This is a genomic window from Acidovorax sp. KPB24-07, from assembly GCF_057543315.1.
In genome coordinates this window covers 1-15589 of sequence record NZ_BAAJYS010000075.1, presented here as the reverse complement: position 1 = coordinate 15589, position 15589 = coordinate 1, and the positions used below count along the sequence as shown (strand labels likewise).

9 protein-coding genes are annotated in these 15589 nt (G+C 62.1%); 8 read left to right on the top strand and 1 reads right to left on the bottom strand.

Annotated elements, in window-relative coordinates:
* Positions 1-242 precede the first annotated feature (242 nt).
* From AC27IQ_RS10710 to AC27IQ_RS10675, 8 genes are all read left to right on the top strand, one after another.
* Positions 243-1229: a glycerophosphodiester phosphodiesterase family protein gene (locus AC27IQ_RS10710; RefSeq protein ID WP_317351371.1), complete on the top strand. Its 987-nt coding sequence runs from the start codon at positions 243-245 to the stop codon at positions 1227-1229.
* Positions 1230-1653: 424 nt separating this feature from the next.
* The gene (locus tag AC27IQ_RS10705) at positions 1654-3495 is read left to right on the top strand and encodes a DEAD/DEAH box helicase (protein WP_487089448.1); all 1842 of its coding nucleotides are present in this window, start codon (positions 1654-1656) and stop codon (positions 3493-3495) included.
* A gap of 76 nt (positions 3496-3571) precedes the next feature.
* A complete protein-coding gene (gene hsdR / locus AC27IQ_RS10700; protein ID WP_487089447.1) occupies positions 3572-6976 on the top strand; it encodes a type I restriction-modification system endonuclease in 3405 nt (1134 codons plus the stop codon).
* 23 nt (positions 6977-6999) lie between these two features.
* Positions 7000-8583: a class I SAM-dependent DNA methyltransferase gene (locus AC27IQ_RS10695; protein ID WP_487089446.1), complete on the top strand. Its 1584-nt coding sequence runs from the start codon at positions 7000-7002 to the stop codon at positions 8581-8583.
* Entirely contained in the window at positions 8580-9653 is a 1074-nt protein-coding gene (locus tag AC27IQ_RS10690) for a PDDEXK nuclease domain-containing protein (RefSeq protein WP_487089445.1), read from the top strand. Before AC27IQ_RS10695 ends, AC27IQ_RS10690 begins: the two co-directional genes overlap by 4 nt.
* Entirely contained in the window at positions 9646-11634 is a 1989-nt protein-coding gene (locus AC27IQ_RS10685; protein ID WP_487089444.1) for a restriction endonuclease subunit S, read from the top strand. Before AC27IQ_RS10690 ends, AC27IQ_RS10685 begins: the two co-directional genes overlap by 8 nt.
* Complete coding sequence (locus AC27IQ_RS10680) at positions 11618-13591, top strand: DUF2326 domain-containing protein (RefSeq protein ID WP_487089443.1); 1974 nt, start codon at positions 11618-11620, stop codon at positions 13589-13591. Before AC27IQ_RS10685 ends, AC27IQ_RS10680 begins: the two co-directional genes overlap by 17 nt.
* Entirely contained in the window at positions 13588-14580 is a 993-nt protein-coding gene (locus tag AC27IQ_RS10675; RefSeq protein ID WP_487089442.1) for a DUF5655 domain-containing protein, read from the top strand. The genes AC27IQ_RS10680 and AC27IQ_RS10675 overlap by 4 nt, the downstream gene beginning before the upstream one ends.
* Positions 14581-14824: 244 nt before the next feature.
* On the opposite strand, the gene AC27IQ_RS10670 is transcribed toward AC27IQ_RS10675, so the two are convergent.
* Positions 14825-15397, bottom strand: a complete 573-nt coding sequence (locus AC27IQ_RS10670) for a flavin reductase family protein (RefSeq protein WP_487089441.1) — start codon at positions 15395-15397, stop codon at positions 14825-14827.
* Positions 15398-15589 lie beyond the last annotated feature (192 nt).

Sequence of the window (15589 nt, the reverse complement as noted above, 5' to 3'; positions counted from 1 at the left end):
CGCCTGGCGCCTGGAACGCGATCGCCTGCTGCTGTCCGCCGATGCGCAGGCGGCCGTGCGCGAAGCCGAGGCCGGCACGCTGGCGCGCCTGCGCTGAAAAAGCGGCCAGCGCGCCTGGCGGCAGGGACACCACCTGCCTGCCGGGGGGTGGCGGCTGCGGGGTGTCGCTCAACTGTCATGGCCCCGCCATGGCCGGCGCCTAAAGTCAGTGGCTTTGTTTGACCTTGATGAAAGCCCCTGGCATGCACCCCAAGAAATCCTGGATCGCCGCGCTCTGCCTCGCCACGCTGGCGCTCACCGCCTGCGGCGGCAACGACGACGCGCCGCCCGCCCAGCCGCAGGTCATCGCCCACCGCGGCGCCAGCGGCTACCTGCCCGAGCACACGCTGGCCGGCTATGAACTGGCCATCCGCATGGGCGCCGACTTCATCGAGCCCGACCTGCAGATCACCAAGGACGGCGCCCTCGTCGCCATCCACGACGACACGCTCAACCGCACCACCAACGTGGCCACGCTGTTCGCGCAGCGCAACGGCGGCTACAAGGTGGCCGACTTCACCCTCGCGGAAATCCGCACCCTGACCGTGGTGCCCACCGGCACCGGCAAGACCAGCTACCCGGGTTTTGCGCCCAGCGCCGCCAACCCCTTCCAGGTGCCCACCTTCCAGGAGGTGGTGGACTTCGCCAAGAAGCAATCCACCGCCGTGGGCCGCGAAGTGGGCCTGTACCCCGAGGCCAAACAGGCCGACCCGGTGATGGAAGACGGCATCCTCAAAACGCTGAAGGACAACGGCTACAACGCCGACAGCAAGGTCTACATCCAGTCGTTCAGCGACGCCACGCTGCGCAGCCTGCGCACCAAGCAGACCGCGCAGAACAGCAAGATGCCCCTCATCCTGCTGGGAGTGGCCGCCAAGGCCGCCGACGGCACGCCACGCATGGGCGTGATCTCCGGCAGCACCGTCACGCAGCTCACGTTCAAGGAAGTGGCCGGCTTCACCGAAGGCATCGGCGTGGTCATCAACACCGCCGCGTACCCGATCACCAAGGACTACATCGACCAGGCCCACGCCGCCGGCCTCAAGGTGCACGGCTGGACCTTCGCCCAGGCCAACGCCGCCACGGCCGCCACCGAGTTCCGCAGCTACCTGGACATGGGCATGGACGGCATGTTCGCCAACTACCCGGACCTGGCGGTGGCGGCGCGCAATGCGTTCGTGAACAAGTAAGCCAGCCGGCTGGTCGCCTTTTGGCAGGCGGCCGCCGGCAGCGCGCCGGCCGGTGGCCTGCCGGCGCGTGGCACCCGCCCTGGGTGCCGAAGACCGGCTCGCCCGTGTGGCGGATCCCGCACGGGCAGCAGCCCTTGTGCAAGTATTTGCTAAGTGCTGCCTGCGAGATCAGCGCGACACGCCTGGTCCATCGCATTTTTTGGCCTCTCTCTTCCCACTCGGCGTCGTATTTGGGTTGCTATTAAATCAATAGCTATACGCCCTAGAGAAATATGCGCTGGAGGCCATTTTTCCTCAGAGTTCCATTCACGCGATGGCGCCTTACCCGAACGCCATCCCGGGGTTTCCGTCAGTTAGAAATCAGCCACTCCCGCTATAAGCTGCAACAGACAGATACATAAATCGGGAGGGCTGGGGGGATGGAATGGCAACCTTGATACCGGCGCTGGGCGCCTGCGCGGCCCGCATGACCTCGGGCGAGCGCCGCCTGGCCGAGCGGCTGGAGCAGAAGCTGGAGGACGACTACCTGCTCTGGTGGGACGTGCCCATCGGCCCCAAGCAGACGCGGCCCGACTTCGTGGTGCTGCACCCCCGCCGCGGCGCGCTCATCCTGGAAGTGAAGGACTGGCGCCTGGACACCATCCGCAACGCCACGCGCGAACGCTTCGAGATCGCGCCCGAGGGCCAGCTCAAAGTCGTCATGAGCCCGCTGCAGCAGGCGCGCCACTGCGCGATCCAGGTCGTCAATGCGCTGGAGCGCGACCCGCAACTGGTGCAGGGCGAAGGCCCCTACCAAGGCAAGCTCGCCTTCCCCTGGGGCCACGGCGTGGTCTTCACCCATATCACCCGCAAGCAATTCGAGGGCGCGGGCCTGGGCGAGGCGATTCCGTCCCACCTGGCCATCTGCAAGGACGAGATGTTCGAAGACGTGGACGCCGAGGCCTTCCAGCAGCGCCTGTGGGCCATGTACCCGCACACCTTCGGCCGCAAGAGCGCCATCACCCTGCCGCAGCTCGACCGCGTTCGGTGGATCCTGTTCCCCGAAGTGCGCGTGCCCCAGCAGCAAAGCCTGTTCGGGCAGGGCACGGGCGGAGAGGGGGGCGACAGCGACGACGATGAAGACGCCCGCCTGCCCGGCATCATGCGGGTGATGGACCTGCAGCAGGAGCAGCTCGCCCGCAGCCTGGGCGACGGCCACCGCGTCATCCACGGCGTGGCCGGCTCCGGCAAGACCATGATCCTCGGCTACCGCGCCGAACACCTGGCGCAGACGCAGACGGCGGGCGCCAAGCCCATCCTCATCCTCTGCTACAACGAGCCGCTGGGCGTGAAACTGGCGGCCACCTTCCAGGCCAAGGGACTGCAAGACCGCGTGCACGTGCGCCACTTCCACAAATGGTGCCGCGACCAACTGGTGACCTACCACCTGCTGCCCGAGGGCACGCAGCGCTGGCCCGTGGACAAGCTGATGGCCGAGTACGTGCAGCGCGTCATCCACGGCGTGGACGCGGGCCACATTCCCGCCGGCCAGTACCACGCCATCCTCATCGACGAGGGCCACGACTTCGCGCCCGAATGGCTCAAGCTCGTCACGCAGATGGTAGACCCGGCCACCAACAGCCTGCTGCTGCTGTACGACGACGCGCAGAGCATCTACGACCGCGCCGACAAGAAGAGCTTCAGCCTGAAAAGCGTCGGCATCCAGGCCCAGGGCCGCACCACCATCCTGAAGATCAACTACCGCAACACGCGGCAGATCCTGCAACTGGCCCACCGCATGGCTGGCGGCCTGCTTCAGCCCGAAGACGCCGTGGGCGGGGAAGACGGCATCCCGCTGCTGCAACCCATTAGCTGCGGGCGAGAGGGGCCGGAGCCCATCGTGATCGACCTGCCCACGCTGCCGGAGCGCGCGGCACGGGTGGCGGAGCTGCTGGCGGACCAGCATGCGCAGGGGCATGCGTGGGGCGATATGGCGGTGCTGTGCCGGCATTACAGCGAGATGGAGGAATGCTCGGCGGCGTTGGTGCGAAAAGGGCTGCCGCACCGGATGCGCAAGAGGTCAGGGGATTACCGGCCGGAGGAGGACACGATCAAGGTGATGACCATGCATGCGAGTAAGGGGTTGGAGTGGGCGGTAGTGGCGGTGGTTGCTGAGGACGAACGTCGGAAAGCCAACACAGCGAAAGCCTCCCCGGAGTTGGACGCACGTTTGGTTTACGTTGCGAGCACAAGAGCGACCCACCGATTGGTCATTGGGGCGGGGTAGAAATAAGCACCGAATATCGCGGGCAAAATCAGACGTTGCCTGCCAGTTGTGAATCTGCCGCTCACTCAAAAAACCTATGCTTCAAGGGATTCAATCTAACTTTGACATGCTGCGCTCTTACGAAGAGCAGCTTTGGCGGTTGGGCGCATTGGCGGAGCGGTACTTCGCGGAGGATCCCAACACTAGCCTGCTGAAGCTCAGGCAATTCTCAGAAACTCTGGCACAGTCTCTGGCGGCCAGAGTCGGTTTTTTGACGAACCCCGCCGAAACCCAATACGAACTCATACGGCGCTTGCAGAACGAGGGCGCCTTGCCGAGAGAGGTAAAGCAGGTCTTCGATCAAATCCGCATCAATGGCAATGCCGCAAACCACGCCCTGGCCGGGAACCATGCGGGAGCGTTGTCCACACTCAAGCTTTGCTGGCAACTGGCGCTGTGGTTCCATCGCACCTTCAAAAATGCCAACCATCGATCTGGCCCCTTTGTTCCACCTCAACCACCCAGCAACGAAACAGCGGACCTGCAAGCCGAGCTGGCACGGCTGCAGCAGGCGGTAGCAAGCTACCAAGCTCAAAATGAGCAGACGGGTGCAGAGCTTGCGCAGACGAGAACCCAGCTATCGTCGTTGAGTGAAGAGCGTGCCGTTTGGGAGCAGTTGGCCACAGAGGCTGATGCGGCCAAAGCCCGCTTGGCAGACCAACTTTCTGCCCTGCAAGCCGCCGCTGTTGCAGCCCCGGCAACGCAATACGCTTCCTTGTTGCAGTCCGCCAACGCAGCTGCCACCAAAGTCCAGCTGGACGAAGCAGAAACCCGCCGCATCATCGACGCCCAGTTGCGGCAGGCCGGCTGGGAGGCAGACAGTGAAAGCTTGCGTTACAGCAAAGGGGCACGCCCAGTGCGCGGCCGCAACATTGCCATCGCCGAGTGGCCCTGTGATGGCTGTTCCGCCGACTATGTGATTTTTCAAGGGCTCACGCCGATGGCCGTGGTCGAGGCCAAGCGAAAGAACATTGACGTATCAGGCGCCCTGCAACAAGCCAAACGCTACAGCCGCACATTCACCGCTGGCGCAGAGGTTCATCTGCATGATTGCAACTGGGGCGCGCAGTCTGAATACCGCATCCCGTTCGTCTTCTCTGCCAATGGGCGCCCTTACTTGCGGCAGTTGTCTACCAAGAGCGGCATCTGGTTCTGCGACTTACGCCACCCCGAAAACCGCAGTCAGGCGCTGGATGGCTGGTACAGCCCTGATGGACTCAAACATCTGCTCGCTGCGGATGAGGTCAAAGCACACCAGCAACTGGACAACACCGAGTTCAACTTCGGCTTTCCACTGCGCCCCTACCAACAAAAGGCCATCCGTGCCACCGAGGCACGCATAGGCCAGGGCCAGCGCGACATTTTGTTGGCCATGGCAACAGGCACTGGCAAAACCAAAACCTGTATTGCCTTGATTTACCGCTTGCTCAAAGCGCAGCGCTTCAAACGCATCTTGTTTCTGGTGGATCGGTCGGCGTTGGGCGAACAAGCGGCCAACTCCTTCAAGGACACCCGCATGGAGCGGCTGCAAACCTTTGCCGAAGCCTTCGGCATCAAAGAGTTGGACGCACAGGCGCCAGACGACGACACCGCTGTTCACATTGCCACCGTGCAGGGCATGATGCGGCGCGTGCTGTTCGCTGCCGATGGCGTAGCCCCACCCACGGTGGACCAATACGATTGCGTGGTGATCGACGAATGCCACCGCGGCTACACGCTGGACCGCGAACTGTCAGACACCGAACTCAGCTTTCGGGGCTTTGACGACTACATCTCCAAGTACCGCCGGGTGCTCGACTACTTCGATGCCGTCAAGATCGGCCTGACCGCAACCCCGGCCCTGCACACCACCGAAATATTTGGCGCCCCTGTGTTCACCTACAGCTACCGCGAAGCTGTGGTGGATGGCTACCTAGTGGACTACGAGCCACCCATTCAGATCCACACCGATCTCTCAAAAGGGGGCATGCATTGGAAGGTGGGGGAGGAGGTCAAGATCTACGACGCGCGGCGCAATCAGATCGATCTTTTCAAGGCACCCGATGCCATAGCCCTCAACGTCGAAGACTTCAACCGCAAGGTCATCACCCGCTCCTTCAATGAAGTGGTGTGCAATTACCTGGCCCAAGAGATCGACCCCACGGGCAAGCGCAAAACCCTCATCTTCTGCGTCAACACCGATCACGCCGATTTGGTGGTGGACGTGCTCAAATCCGCTTTTGAAGCCCAGTACGGCAGCGTGGAGGACGATGCCGTCATCAAAATCACCGGCAATGCCGACAAGCCGCTGGAGCTGATTCGCCGCTTTAAAAACGAGCGCCTGCCCAATGTGGCCGTGACCGTGGACTTGCTCACCACCGGTGTGGACGTGCCGGAAATCTGCAACCTCGTCTTCCTGCGCCAAGTCAACAGCCGCATCTTGTTCGATCAGATGCTGGGCCGGGCGACTCGCCTGTGCGACTTTGACGGCGACCCTAAAGACAGCTTTCGCGTGTTTGACGCCGTGCGCATTTTTGAAGCCATTGGCAACATGACCGCCATGCGCCCCGTGGTGGTCAACCCCAGCATCCGCTTTGCGCAGCTGGAGCAAGAAATGGTGGCCGTGCAAGACACCGCCGCACGGGAGCTAGTGCGCCAGCAGTTCCTGGCCAAGCTGCAAGTCAAGAAACGCCATCTCGACGCCCAAGCTACGCAAGACTTTGAAACCAAGGCCGGCATGACGCCCGAAGCCTTCATCCAAAAGCTGCGCACCCTGTCGGTGGACGAAATCGCCAACTGGTTTATTCAAAACCCTCGATTGGGCGAAATACTCGACCGCAAGCGCGATGGTGGCGGACAGCCCCTGTTTATCTCCGACCACCCCGACGCGTTGGCTGGCATCGAGCGTGGCTACGGCGCCGCCAGCAAGCCTGAAGATTATTTGAAAGCGTTCAAAGACTTCATCACCAGCCACGGCAACGAGTTGCCTGCACTCATCACCGTGCTCACCCGCCCGCGCGACCTCACGCGCAAGCAGCTTAAGGAGCTCGTGCTGGCGCTGGACCAGGCTGGCTTTACCGAAACCCGCCTGGCCACCGCCTGGCGCGAGCTCAGCAACCAGGACATTGCCGCCCGCATCATTGGCTTCATCCGCCAGGCTGCCATGGGCGACGCCCTGCTGCCCTATGCTGAGCGCGTAGACCATGCGCTGCAAGACCTGCTGGCGAAACCGCTGGCCGGCAAACCTTGGACGCAGCCCCAGCGGGATTGGCTCAAACGCATAGCCGCGCAAACCAAAGCCAATATGCTGGTAGACCGCGAAGCCCTGGACGACCCAGACCTTATATTCAAGCGCGACGGCGGGGGCTTTGCCCGCCTGGACAAACTCTTCAACGGCCAGCTCCAGCCCGTGTTGGAAGCCTTTAACGACGCACTGTGGGCCGACGACCAAAAGTCCGCCTGACCGCGTTTCCCGCATCCCCCTACATGACTGCAATCAACCCTGCGGCGTCAGACATCGTCGCCAAGCTCTGGAACCTGTGCAACCTGCTGCGCGACGACGGAGTGACCTACCACCAGTATGTGAGCGAGCTCACCTACCTGCTCTTCTTGCGCATGATGCAAGAGACCGGCCAAGAAGGCACTTTGGTCATCGACAAAGCGCCCAGGAAGGGTGAGAAAAGAGTGAGAATGGACGGCACTCGATGGGCCGACCTGATGGCGGCTTCGGCTCCAGACCGGCTGGACATGTACAAAGAGCTGCTGCTGGATTACGGCCTGCACGGCAGTGGCAGCGTGCAGCAGATTTACGCCAACGCCAGCACCTTCATCACCAAGCCCGCCACCTTGTCCAAGCTGGTGGTAGAGATCGACAAGCTCGACTGGTACAGCGTGCAGCGCGACGACCTGGGCGACTTGTACGAAGGCCTGCTGGAGCGCAACGCCAGCGAAAAGAAAAGCGGCGCAGGCCAATACTTCACGCCCCGCGACCTGATCGACAGCATCGTGGCCGTGATGCAGCCCACGCTGGATGATGTGATCCAGGATCCCGCCTCGGGCACCGGTGGCTTCCTGATTGCCGCCAACAACTACCTGCGCACCAAGTATCCGCCAGACGAACGCACTGAAGTGCAACAGCGCAAATACCGCCACAGCACCTTTTACGGCATGGAGCTGGTGCAAGACACCCATCGCCTGGCACTCATGAACATGTTGCTGCACGGCATTGAAGGCGGCATACAGTTTGGCGACACCCTGGGAGAAGAAGGCACCCGCCTGCCGCAGGCCACGCTCAACCTTAGCAACCCACCGTTTGGCACCAAAAAAGGCGGCGGCCTGCCCACCCGCACCGACTTCACCTACCCCACCACCAACAAGCAGTTCTGCTTTTTGCAGCACATCTACCGCAACCTGGCCCCCGGAGGCCGCGCTGCCGTGGTGCTGCCCGACAACGTGCTGTTTGAAAGCAATGTGGGCGCGGACATACGCCGCGACCTGATGGACAAGTGCAACCTGCACACTGTCCTAAGGCTGCCCACCGGCATCTTCTACGCACAGGGCGTGAAGACCAACGTGCTGTTCTTCACCCGTGGCAAAACCGATAAGGGCAACACCAAAGAAGTGTGGGTGTACGACATGCGCGCCAACATGCCCCAGTTTGGCAAGCGCACTCCCTTCACCCGCGAGTATTTCCGTACCAAGCTCGATGCCCCGGCCAGTGTGCCGCACGACAAGTTTGAAGACGTATTCGGCAACGACCCCTGCGGTGGTCCCGCAGCCCTGGCCCAGCGCGTGGACACGGGCGAGGCAGGCCGCTGGCGCAAGTTCACCCGCGAGCAAATCAAGGCCCGTGGCGACAACCTGGACATCAGCTGGCTCAAAGACGACAACGCCGAAACCGCAGACGCCCAGCGCGACGAACCCGCGCTGGTGGCGCGCATGGTGATGCGCGAGCTGAACGGTGCCATGGCCGACCTGCGCAGCCTGCTGGAAGAATTGGGCGAAGACCCGGACGTCGCGCTGGAAGACCTGCTGGTCGACGACGCCACGGCCGATGAGGCCCAGCCATGAGCCAACTGGTTACCGCAGCGGCAGAAGATGGTCTGCCAACCAACCTGCACGCCGAACTGCGCACCCTGATCGCCAGCAGCCGCCAGCGCCTGGCCGGTGCGGTGAATGCCGAACTGACCCGCCTGTACTGGGCGGTGGGCCGACGCTTGGCCACCGAAGTGCTGGGCGGCGAACGTGCCCAGTACGGTAGCCAGCTGCTGGAGCAACTTGGCCAACAGCTCTCGCAAGAATTTGGCAGGGGTTTTGAAGCCCGCAACTTGCGCCGCATGGTCAAGTTTGCGCAGGCTTTCCCCAGCGTAGAGATTGTGTCGACACTGTCGACAAAATTGAGCTGGAGCCACATGGTGGCTATCGTGGCTCTCAAAGCGCCCGAGGCGCAGCAGTTCTACGCCCACCACGCCGCGCAAGACGGCTGGAGCGTGCGCGAGCTGGCCCAGCAGATAGACCGCAAAGCATTCGAGCGCAGTGCCATTGCCCATGCCAACGCCGGTGCCCCTGCTACTGGCGCGCTGGTGCCGGCACAGGCGCAGACGGTGGGCACCGTTTTCAAAGACCCGTACTTTTTGGACTTTCTGGGCCTGCGCCAGGGCCATGACGAGGCCGACCTGGAAGCCGCCATCCTGCGCCAGCTCGAAGCCTTCATCCTGGAGCTGGGCCGGGGCTTTGCGTTTGTGGAGCGGCAAAAGCGCATGGTCATCGACGGGGAAGACTTTTACCTCGACCTGCTCTTCTACCACCGCCGCCTGCGCCGCCTGGTGGCCATCGAGCTGAAGCTGGGCCGCTTCAAAGCCGCGCACAAAGGCCAGATGGAGCTGTATCTGAAGTGGCTAGATAAGCACGAGCGCCAAGCGGGTGAAGAGGCACCCATCGGCCTCATCCTGTGCGCCGAATCCAGCCGCGAACAGGTGGAGCTGCTGCAAATGCACAAAGACGGCATCACCGTGGCCGAGTACTGGACCGAGCTGCCACCCAAGGCCGAGCTGGAACAGCACCTGCACCAAGCCCTACTGGAAGCGCGCGAGCGGTTGGCGCGGCGCGGGGTGTTGCTGGGAGGGGACGAGGATGAGTGAGTTACCAGAAGGTTGGGTCCCCACCCAATTGGGCCAGTTATTGAAAAGCATCGTAGGGGGCGGTACACCCAGCAAAGCGAACCCTGCGTACTTTCAAGGGTCGATTCCGTTCATGACGGTGAAGGACTTGCATGCGCGTTTTGTGGCTGACACGCAAGACCACATTTCTGATGCAGCGCTGGAGGACAGCGCGAGCAACTTGGTTCCAGCAGACACCCTGATCGTTGCAACGCGCATGTCGCTGGGCAAGATCACGCGTCCGCTGGTGCCTACAGCCATCAATCAAGATTTGAAAGCTCTTTTCTTGCATGAAGGCGTTGACAAGACCTATGTGGAATACCTTTGGCGAGCCAATGAAGCGCGCATTCAAGGAATGGGCACAGGTACGACGGTTAAGGGCATCCGGCTGGAAGATATTCGTGGTCTTGATGTGCCATTGGCACCCACGGCCGAGCAAACCCGCATCGCCAACCAACTCGACACGCTGCTCACCCGCATCCAGTCCTGCAACGACCGCTTCGACGCCATCCCCGCGTTGCTCAAGCGGTTTAGGCAGGCGGTTTTGGATGCTGCAACAGCAGGCGAATTGACAGAGGACTGGCGCCAGGACAACGTCGGTGATGTTGTCCCAGAGAACGTCGTGGCTGCGCGTTTAGCTGTTGCTGGCCCGCGCCTGACAAAGGCAGCTACTGAATTTTTCTCGAATCATCAGCCCGCAAAGCCTCTCAATGGGGAGCTTCCAGAGACTTGGTTACTTACCCATGTTGGCATGGTGGGGGCGGTGAGCAATGGCAGTACGCCATCACGTCAAGAACCATCGTATTGGGGCGGTGAAATCCCATGGGTCAGCTCAGGGGAAGTCGCTAACGGCGTGATCCGTCGCACACGCGAGCAAATTACAGAACAGGGTTTCAACAACTCATCCGTTCGCCTTTTACCTAAAGGCACGGTGTTGATGGCGATGATCGGCGAAGGTAAGACACGCGGCCAGTCTGCGATCTTGGATATTGCCGCTTGCATCAATCAAAACATCGCAGGGGTGGTGCCCGTTGCTGGCGTCTTGGATTCCAAATATCTTTGGTTTTGGTTTCGCCGGGAGTACGAAAACACTCGGACAAAGGGTAACGGTTCAGGGCCTAAAGCGTTGAATTGCGAGCGCGTCCGTGAACTCGAAATCAACCTTCCACCGCTGCCTGAGCAAATCGAAATCGTGCGCCGCATAGAAGCACTATTTGCCTTTGCTGACAGCGTCGAAGCCCGCGCCACTGTCGCGCGAACCCGAGCCCAACGCTTGAGCCCTCTGGTGCTGTCCAAAGCCTTTCGCGGCGAACTGGTGCAACAAGACCCGCAAGACGAGCCCGCGAGTGTGCTGCTGCAGCGCCTTGCCGCGACCCAGCCCGCCAAAGCAAAAGCATCGCGTGGGCGGCCACGCACCAAGACACAAGAGCTATTTGCCACGCCCGAAGGGGTCCAGCCCGATGTGGTTGGCTTGCCCGATGGTGTGTGGGCAGCGCCTGAAGCGATGGATGAGCATGCAGTAACGGCCATGCTGGTGGCAGTGCTCAAGTCCTGGGGCGGCCCCATGCCGCAGATGCAGGCTCGCCTTGCCGCCGTGCTGTGCTTGCAGCCCCGGCAGATGACCGCAGTGCTCCCTGCGGAGCAAGCCGCGCAATGGCAGCGGCTGGTGGGCCCAACTGCCGACCCTCTGCCCGCTCAGGTGGCGTGCTTACAGCCCGCTATCGATGGTGCTTGGCGCAAAGCCCTGCTGGGCATGCGGGCGCGTGGCGACTTGGTGGAAGAAGGCTCTGGGCCGCAGGCCACCTGGGCTTTAGGGCTTGGCGCGGGCCAGATTGAAACGGCAGGTTGGCCACAGGGCCGTGCGGGCTGGGTGGTGGCGTACCTGCGGACCCATGGTGCCGAGGCCATCTTGCCGTTGCTGGAGACATCGACTGTGGAGTTTGTGCATGCAAGAGCAGCCTGAACTGTTTGAACGCCCTGCCTTGTGGGTAACGCCTCCGGCGGGTGCCAAGCAGCCTGCACTGTGGGTGCGGCGGCTCACCATCTGGAAAGAGCCGCACGTGCCGGTGCGGACGGTGGAGCTTCGGCCAGGGCTGAACTTTGTGTGGTCGCCCGACCCGGCGGACTTTGGTGGCCGCAACGATGCGGGCGCGTTGGGGCACGGTGCGGGCAAGACGCTGTTTTGCCGTCTGCTGCGTTATTGCCTGGGCGAAGACCAGTTTGCGCCTGAGGACCAGCGGCTGAGCATCAGCACCGAGTTTTTAAACGGTTGGGTTTCGGCAGAGGTGGTGCTGAACGGCACCCCTTGGGGCGTGTTGCGACCCCTGGGCGTGGGGCGCGGGCATTTTGCGGTGGCGAATGTTTTGCCGGAGCAACTGTTTGACCGGCAGAACGAGCCGACCGGGATGGAACCCCTGCTGAACGCCATTGAGACCCAAGTCCTCACGTCGCAAGTAGCCGCCTTGATACCAGTGGAGCAGCCACACGACGCTTGGCGCGTGGCCTTGGCATGGCTCACGCGAGACCAGGAGTGCCGGTTTGACGATGTACTGAAATGGCGTGCGGCGGAATCGGCGTCGGAATCGCCCACCCGATCCATGTCGCGCAGCCGTCGGCAAGAGGCTTTGCGTGGCTTGATTGCCGCCATTTCCCCCGAAGAAATTGAGTTGCAGCAGGCGATTGCATCCAAAACCGAAGCCCACAAGGCCAAGACTTTGGAGGCGGGGCGCAGGCAGTGGGCTTGCGAACGCCTGCGCCTGGAGATCATCCGCAATCTGGACTTGGTACCCACCGATGTGCCCGAAGGGCGTCTGTGCATTGGCGTGCTTCGCCAGGCCGCCAGCCAGAAGCTGGCGCAGGCATCCAAGGTGAGCCCGGGGGTGGATGTCTCTAACCTGGGTGAGTTGCGGCAACGCTGGCGCGACAGCGAGCAGCGGGTGAGCGAGCTAGAGAAACAGTTGGCCGTGCTGGAAGCCAGCTTGCCCATTCGCGAAGCGCTGCTCACGCAATACCAGTCAGAGCTACCCGCCAGCTCGGCGAGGGTGCGGGGAGCGGAAGTCCCTGCCTGCCAAATCTGTGAAGTGCCCATTGACCGTGTGTTGGCCCAAGGGTGCAAGCTCTCGCACAAGCTACCCGACTTTGACGGCCTGCGGGCGCGTCACGACGCATTGGTGAAGCAGATCGATGAGGCGAAGAAAACCATCGGGGATGTCCGTGTCGAGATCACGTTGCTCAAGCAGCAGCTACCACCGGCACGCTCCGCACGGGATGCCTTGCGGCAAGCACTGAACAAAGCTGAAAAACTCAATGAAGGCCGTTCCACCAGTTGGTTCAAGGTGACCCGGAGCCTTGACGACATCAAGCGTCTGGCGCGCGATTGGGACGACTGGGACCAAGCTATCTCTGCCGCTGCAAAGCTGGTGACGCAGATGGAGGACAACCGGGACCGCATGGGTGCGTTTCGTGAGCGGCAGGGGCTGGTTCTTGATCGGCTATCGAACTACTTCGATGCGGTGATTCGGACAGTGGTGGGGCCTATGGCGTCAGGGCGCGTGACGCTGGACGGCAATGGCATGAAGCTAGCGGTTCAACTGGGGGGCGATCGGTCTACCGCCGCCATCAATTCGCTGAAGGTGATTGCTTTCGACATTGCTGTGATGTGCATGAGCATGGAAGGCACCACCCATTTGCCTGCTTTCCTTGTGCACGACAGCCCCCGCGAGGCTGATTTGGGGCAGAGCGTTTATCACCGTATTTTCAGCACGGTCGCAACGCTGGAAGCCCAAGAAAACTCCGCTTTCCAATACATCGTCACGACCACGACGCAGCCACCGGCGCAGTTCCAGAAACAGCCCTGGCTGCGCCTTGAGCTGCGTGGTTCACCATCCACTGAACGCTTGTTGCGTTGCGATTTGCCATGAGCGACATCAAACTCTTCCGCCTCACCAGCGGCACCGCCACCGAGCTGCAAGGCAGCGCCTCTGATCTGGAAAAGCCTCTGCAAACGCTGATCGAAGCCAATCTGCAACCTTTGCTCAACATCCGCTTCATCGCCAGCGAGCATTCCACAGGCAAGACGCACGGCGGGCGGATCGATTCGCTGGGCCTGGATGAAAACAATTGCCCCGTGATCCTGGAATACAAGCGGTCGGTGGGCGAGAACGTCATCAACCAGGGCCTGTTCTACCTGGACTGGCTGCTGGACCACAAGGCCGAGTTCAAGCTGCTGGTGCTGGACAAGTTGGGTGCCGCTGCCGCCGATGCCATTGACTGGAGCGCGCCGCGCGTGGTGTGCATTGCGGCGGACTTCACCAAGTACGACGGCCACGCGGTGCAGCAGATTGGCCGCAACATCGAGCTGATTCGCTACCGGCAGTTCGGGGGTGACTTGCTCTTGTTGGAGTCGGTGAATGCAGGCAGTGATGCGGGCAGCAAAGCGACAGCAGTCAAGTTGCCAAAAGCGCCCGTGAGCAAGCCGGGAGCGGCCTCAGTTTTCGTGCCGTTGGTGTCTGATTCCCTTGGTGTGAAGGGCACTGGCCCAGATAAATCGGTTGCCGAAGTGTTGGCCAAGATGGCTGCGCCTGTGCAGTTACTGCTTGCATCGTTGGACGGCTACATGCTTTCGCTGGGCGACGATGTACAGCGCAAAGAGCTGCGCTTGTATGTGGCCTTCAAACGGCTGAAAAACTTCGCCACCGTGGTCCCGCACCGGAAAAGTTGCCTTTTGCTGTACTTGCATTTGGACCCTGGCACAGCCGTGCCAGCATTGGCGAACGCGCGGGATGTGACGAACATCGGTCATTGGGGAACTGGCAATTTGGAGCTTACGCTGAGCACGCAAGCCGATTTGGAGGCGGCCAAGCCGTTCATCATGGCCGCTTATGAAGGGCGGGGCGCGATCTCCAGTTGAGGGGCGCTTCCTGGAGATCAGTTTGGCTGAAATGAAATTTTCCGACGCGAGACGGGTGCGTCTTATTCGCCGCACATTGTGCGGTGAATCAAGGGGCTAATCGCCGCAAAGCTTGGGATGCTGGCTGAACGCAATTGCTCGCCTCCAGAGTCGCATTGCTATAGATGGGCTCGGAAATTTATCGAAGAACCACAGCATCTTCGGGCCTTTGCCAAGCCAAAAAAGCAGCCTTCCCACCCCGCGCTCACACCCGCACCGACGCCCCCGTCGCATAAAACTGCCCACCCGCCACGTAATGCAGCGTGCGCAGTCCTTCCGGCGCTTCGTCAAAGTGCCAGTGCCCTTCCCGAAACACCCGCTCATCTGCCCACGCGGCCACCACCTCGGCGATGAACAGGTCATACGCCTGCTGGTTGTGCGGCTCCGGCACCACGCGGCACACCAGCCAAGCCGCGCAGCCCTGCACCAGGGGTGTGGCGTGGCCGGGCGCGTGGAACAACTCCACGCCGTAGTGCTGCAGCTTGTCGGGCCGCGCCTTGGCGCTGTCGGTGCCCACGCCCACGGTGAGCGCGGCCATGGCCTGGGTGGGCAGCTGCAGCGCGAACTGGCCGCTGGCTTCCACCAGCTCGCGCGTGCGCGTGGCCTTGTCGATCACCACGGTGACCTTGGGCGGGCTGAAGTCCAGCGCGCAGGCCCATGCGGCGGCCATCACGTTGTCGGTGCCGGAGTGGTGGGCGGAGACGAGCACGGTGGGGCCGTGGTTGAGCAGGCGGTAGGCCTTGTCGAGCGGGACGGGGGTGAAGTGGGTGGGTGGCATGGCGGGAGGGGCGGCAGGGTGGATGGGGATGAGGTGAGATGGGACTGGGTTGGAGGCAGCGGCTGGCGTGGGGTTGCAAGGTAATGCTCTGTTTTTGATGAGCAATATGCCCTAGTGCCAATTGTGCTGGTGGCCATTTTTGATGCTTGGTTTATCAGCGCGGACCCGGAGGGTCTTCCCCCCACCGGCCCG

Coding starts and splice junctions, on each gene's coding strand:
- AC27IQ_RS10690 (WP_487089445.1), top strand. CDS start 8,580: ATGAGCCAACTGGTTACCGCAGCGGCAGAAGATGGTCTGCCAACCAAC.
- AC27IQ_RS10695 (WP_487089446.1), top strand. CDS start 7,000: ATGACTGCAATCAACCCTGCGGCGTCAGACATCGTCGCCAAGCTCTGG.
- AC27IQ_RS10680 (WP_487089443.1), top strand. CDS start 11,618: ATGCAAGAGCAGCCTGAACTGTTTGAACGCCCTGCCTTGTGGGTAACG.
- hsdR (WP_487089447.1), top strand. CDS start 3,572: ATGCTTCAAGGGATTCAATCTAACTTTGACATGCTGCGCTCTTACGAA.
- AC27IQ_RS10705 (WP_487089448.1), top strand. CDS start 1,654: ATGGCAACCTTGATACCGGCGCTGGGCGCCTGCGCGGCCCGCATGACC.
- AC27IQ_RS10670 (WP_487089441.1), bottom strand. CDS start 15,397: ATGCCACCCACCCACTTCACCCCCGTCCCGCTCGACAAGGCCTACCGC.
- AC27IQ_RS10685 (WP_487089444.1), top strand. CDS start 9,646: ATGAGTGAGTTACCAGAAGGTTGGGTCCCCACCCAATTGGGCCAGTTA.
- AC27IQ_RS10675 (WP_487089442.1), top strand. CDS start 13,588: ATGAGCGACATCAAACTCTTCCGCCTCACCAGCGGCACCGCCACCGAG.
- AC27IQ_RS10710 (WP_317351371.1), top strand. CDS start 243: ATGCACCCCAAGAAATCCTGGATCGCCGCGCTCTGCCTCGCCACGCTG.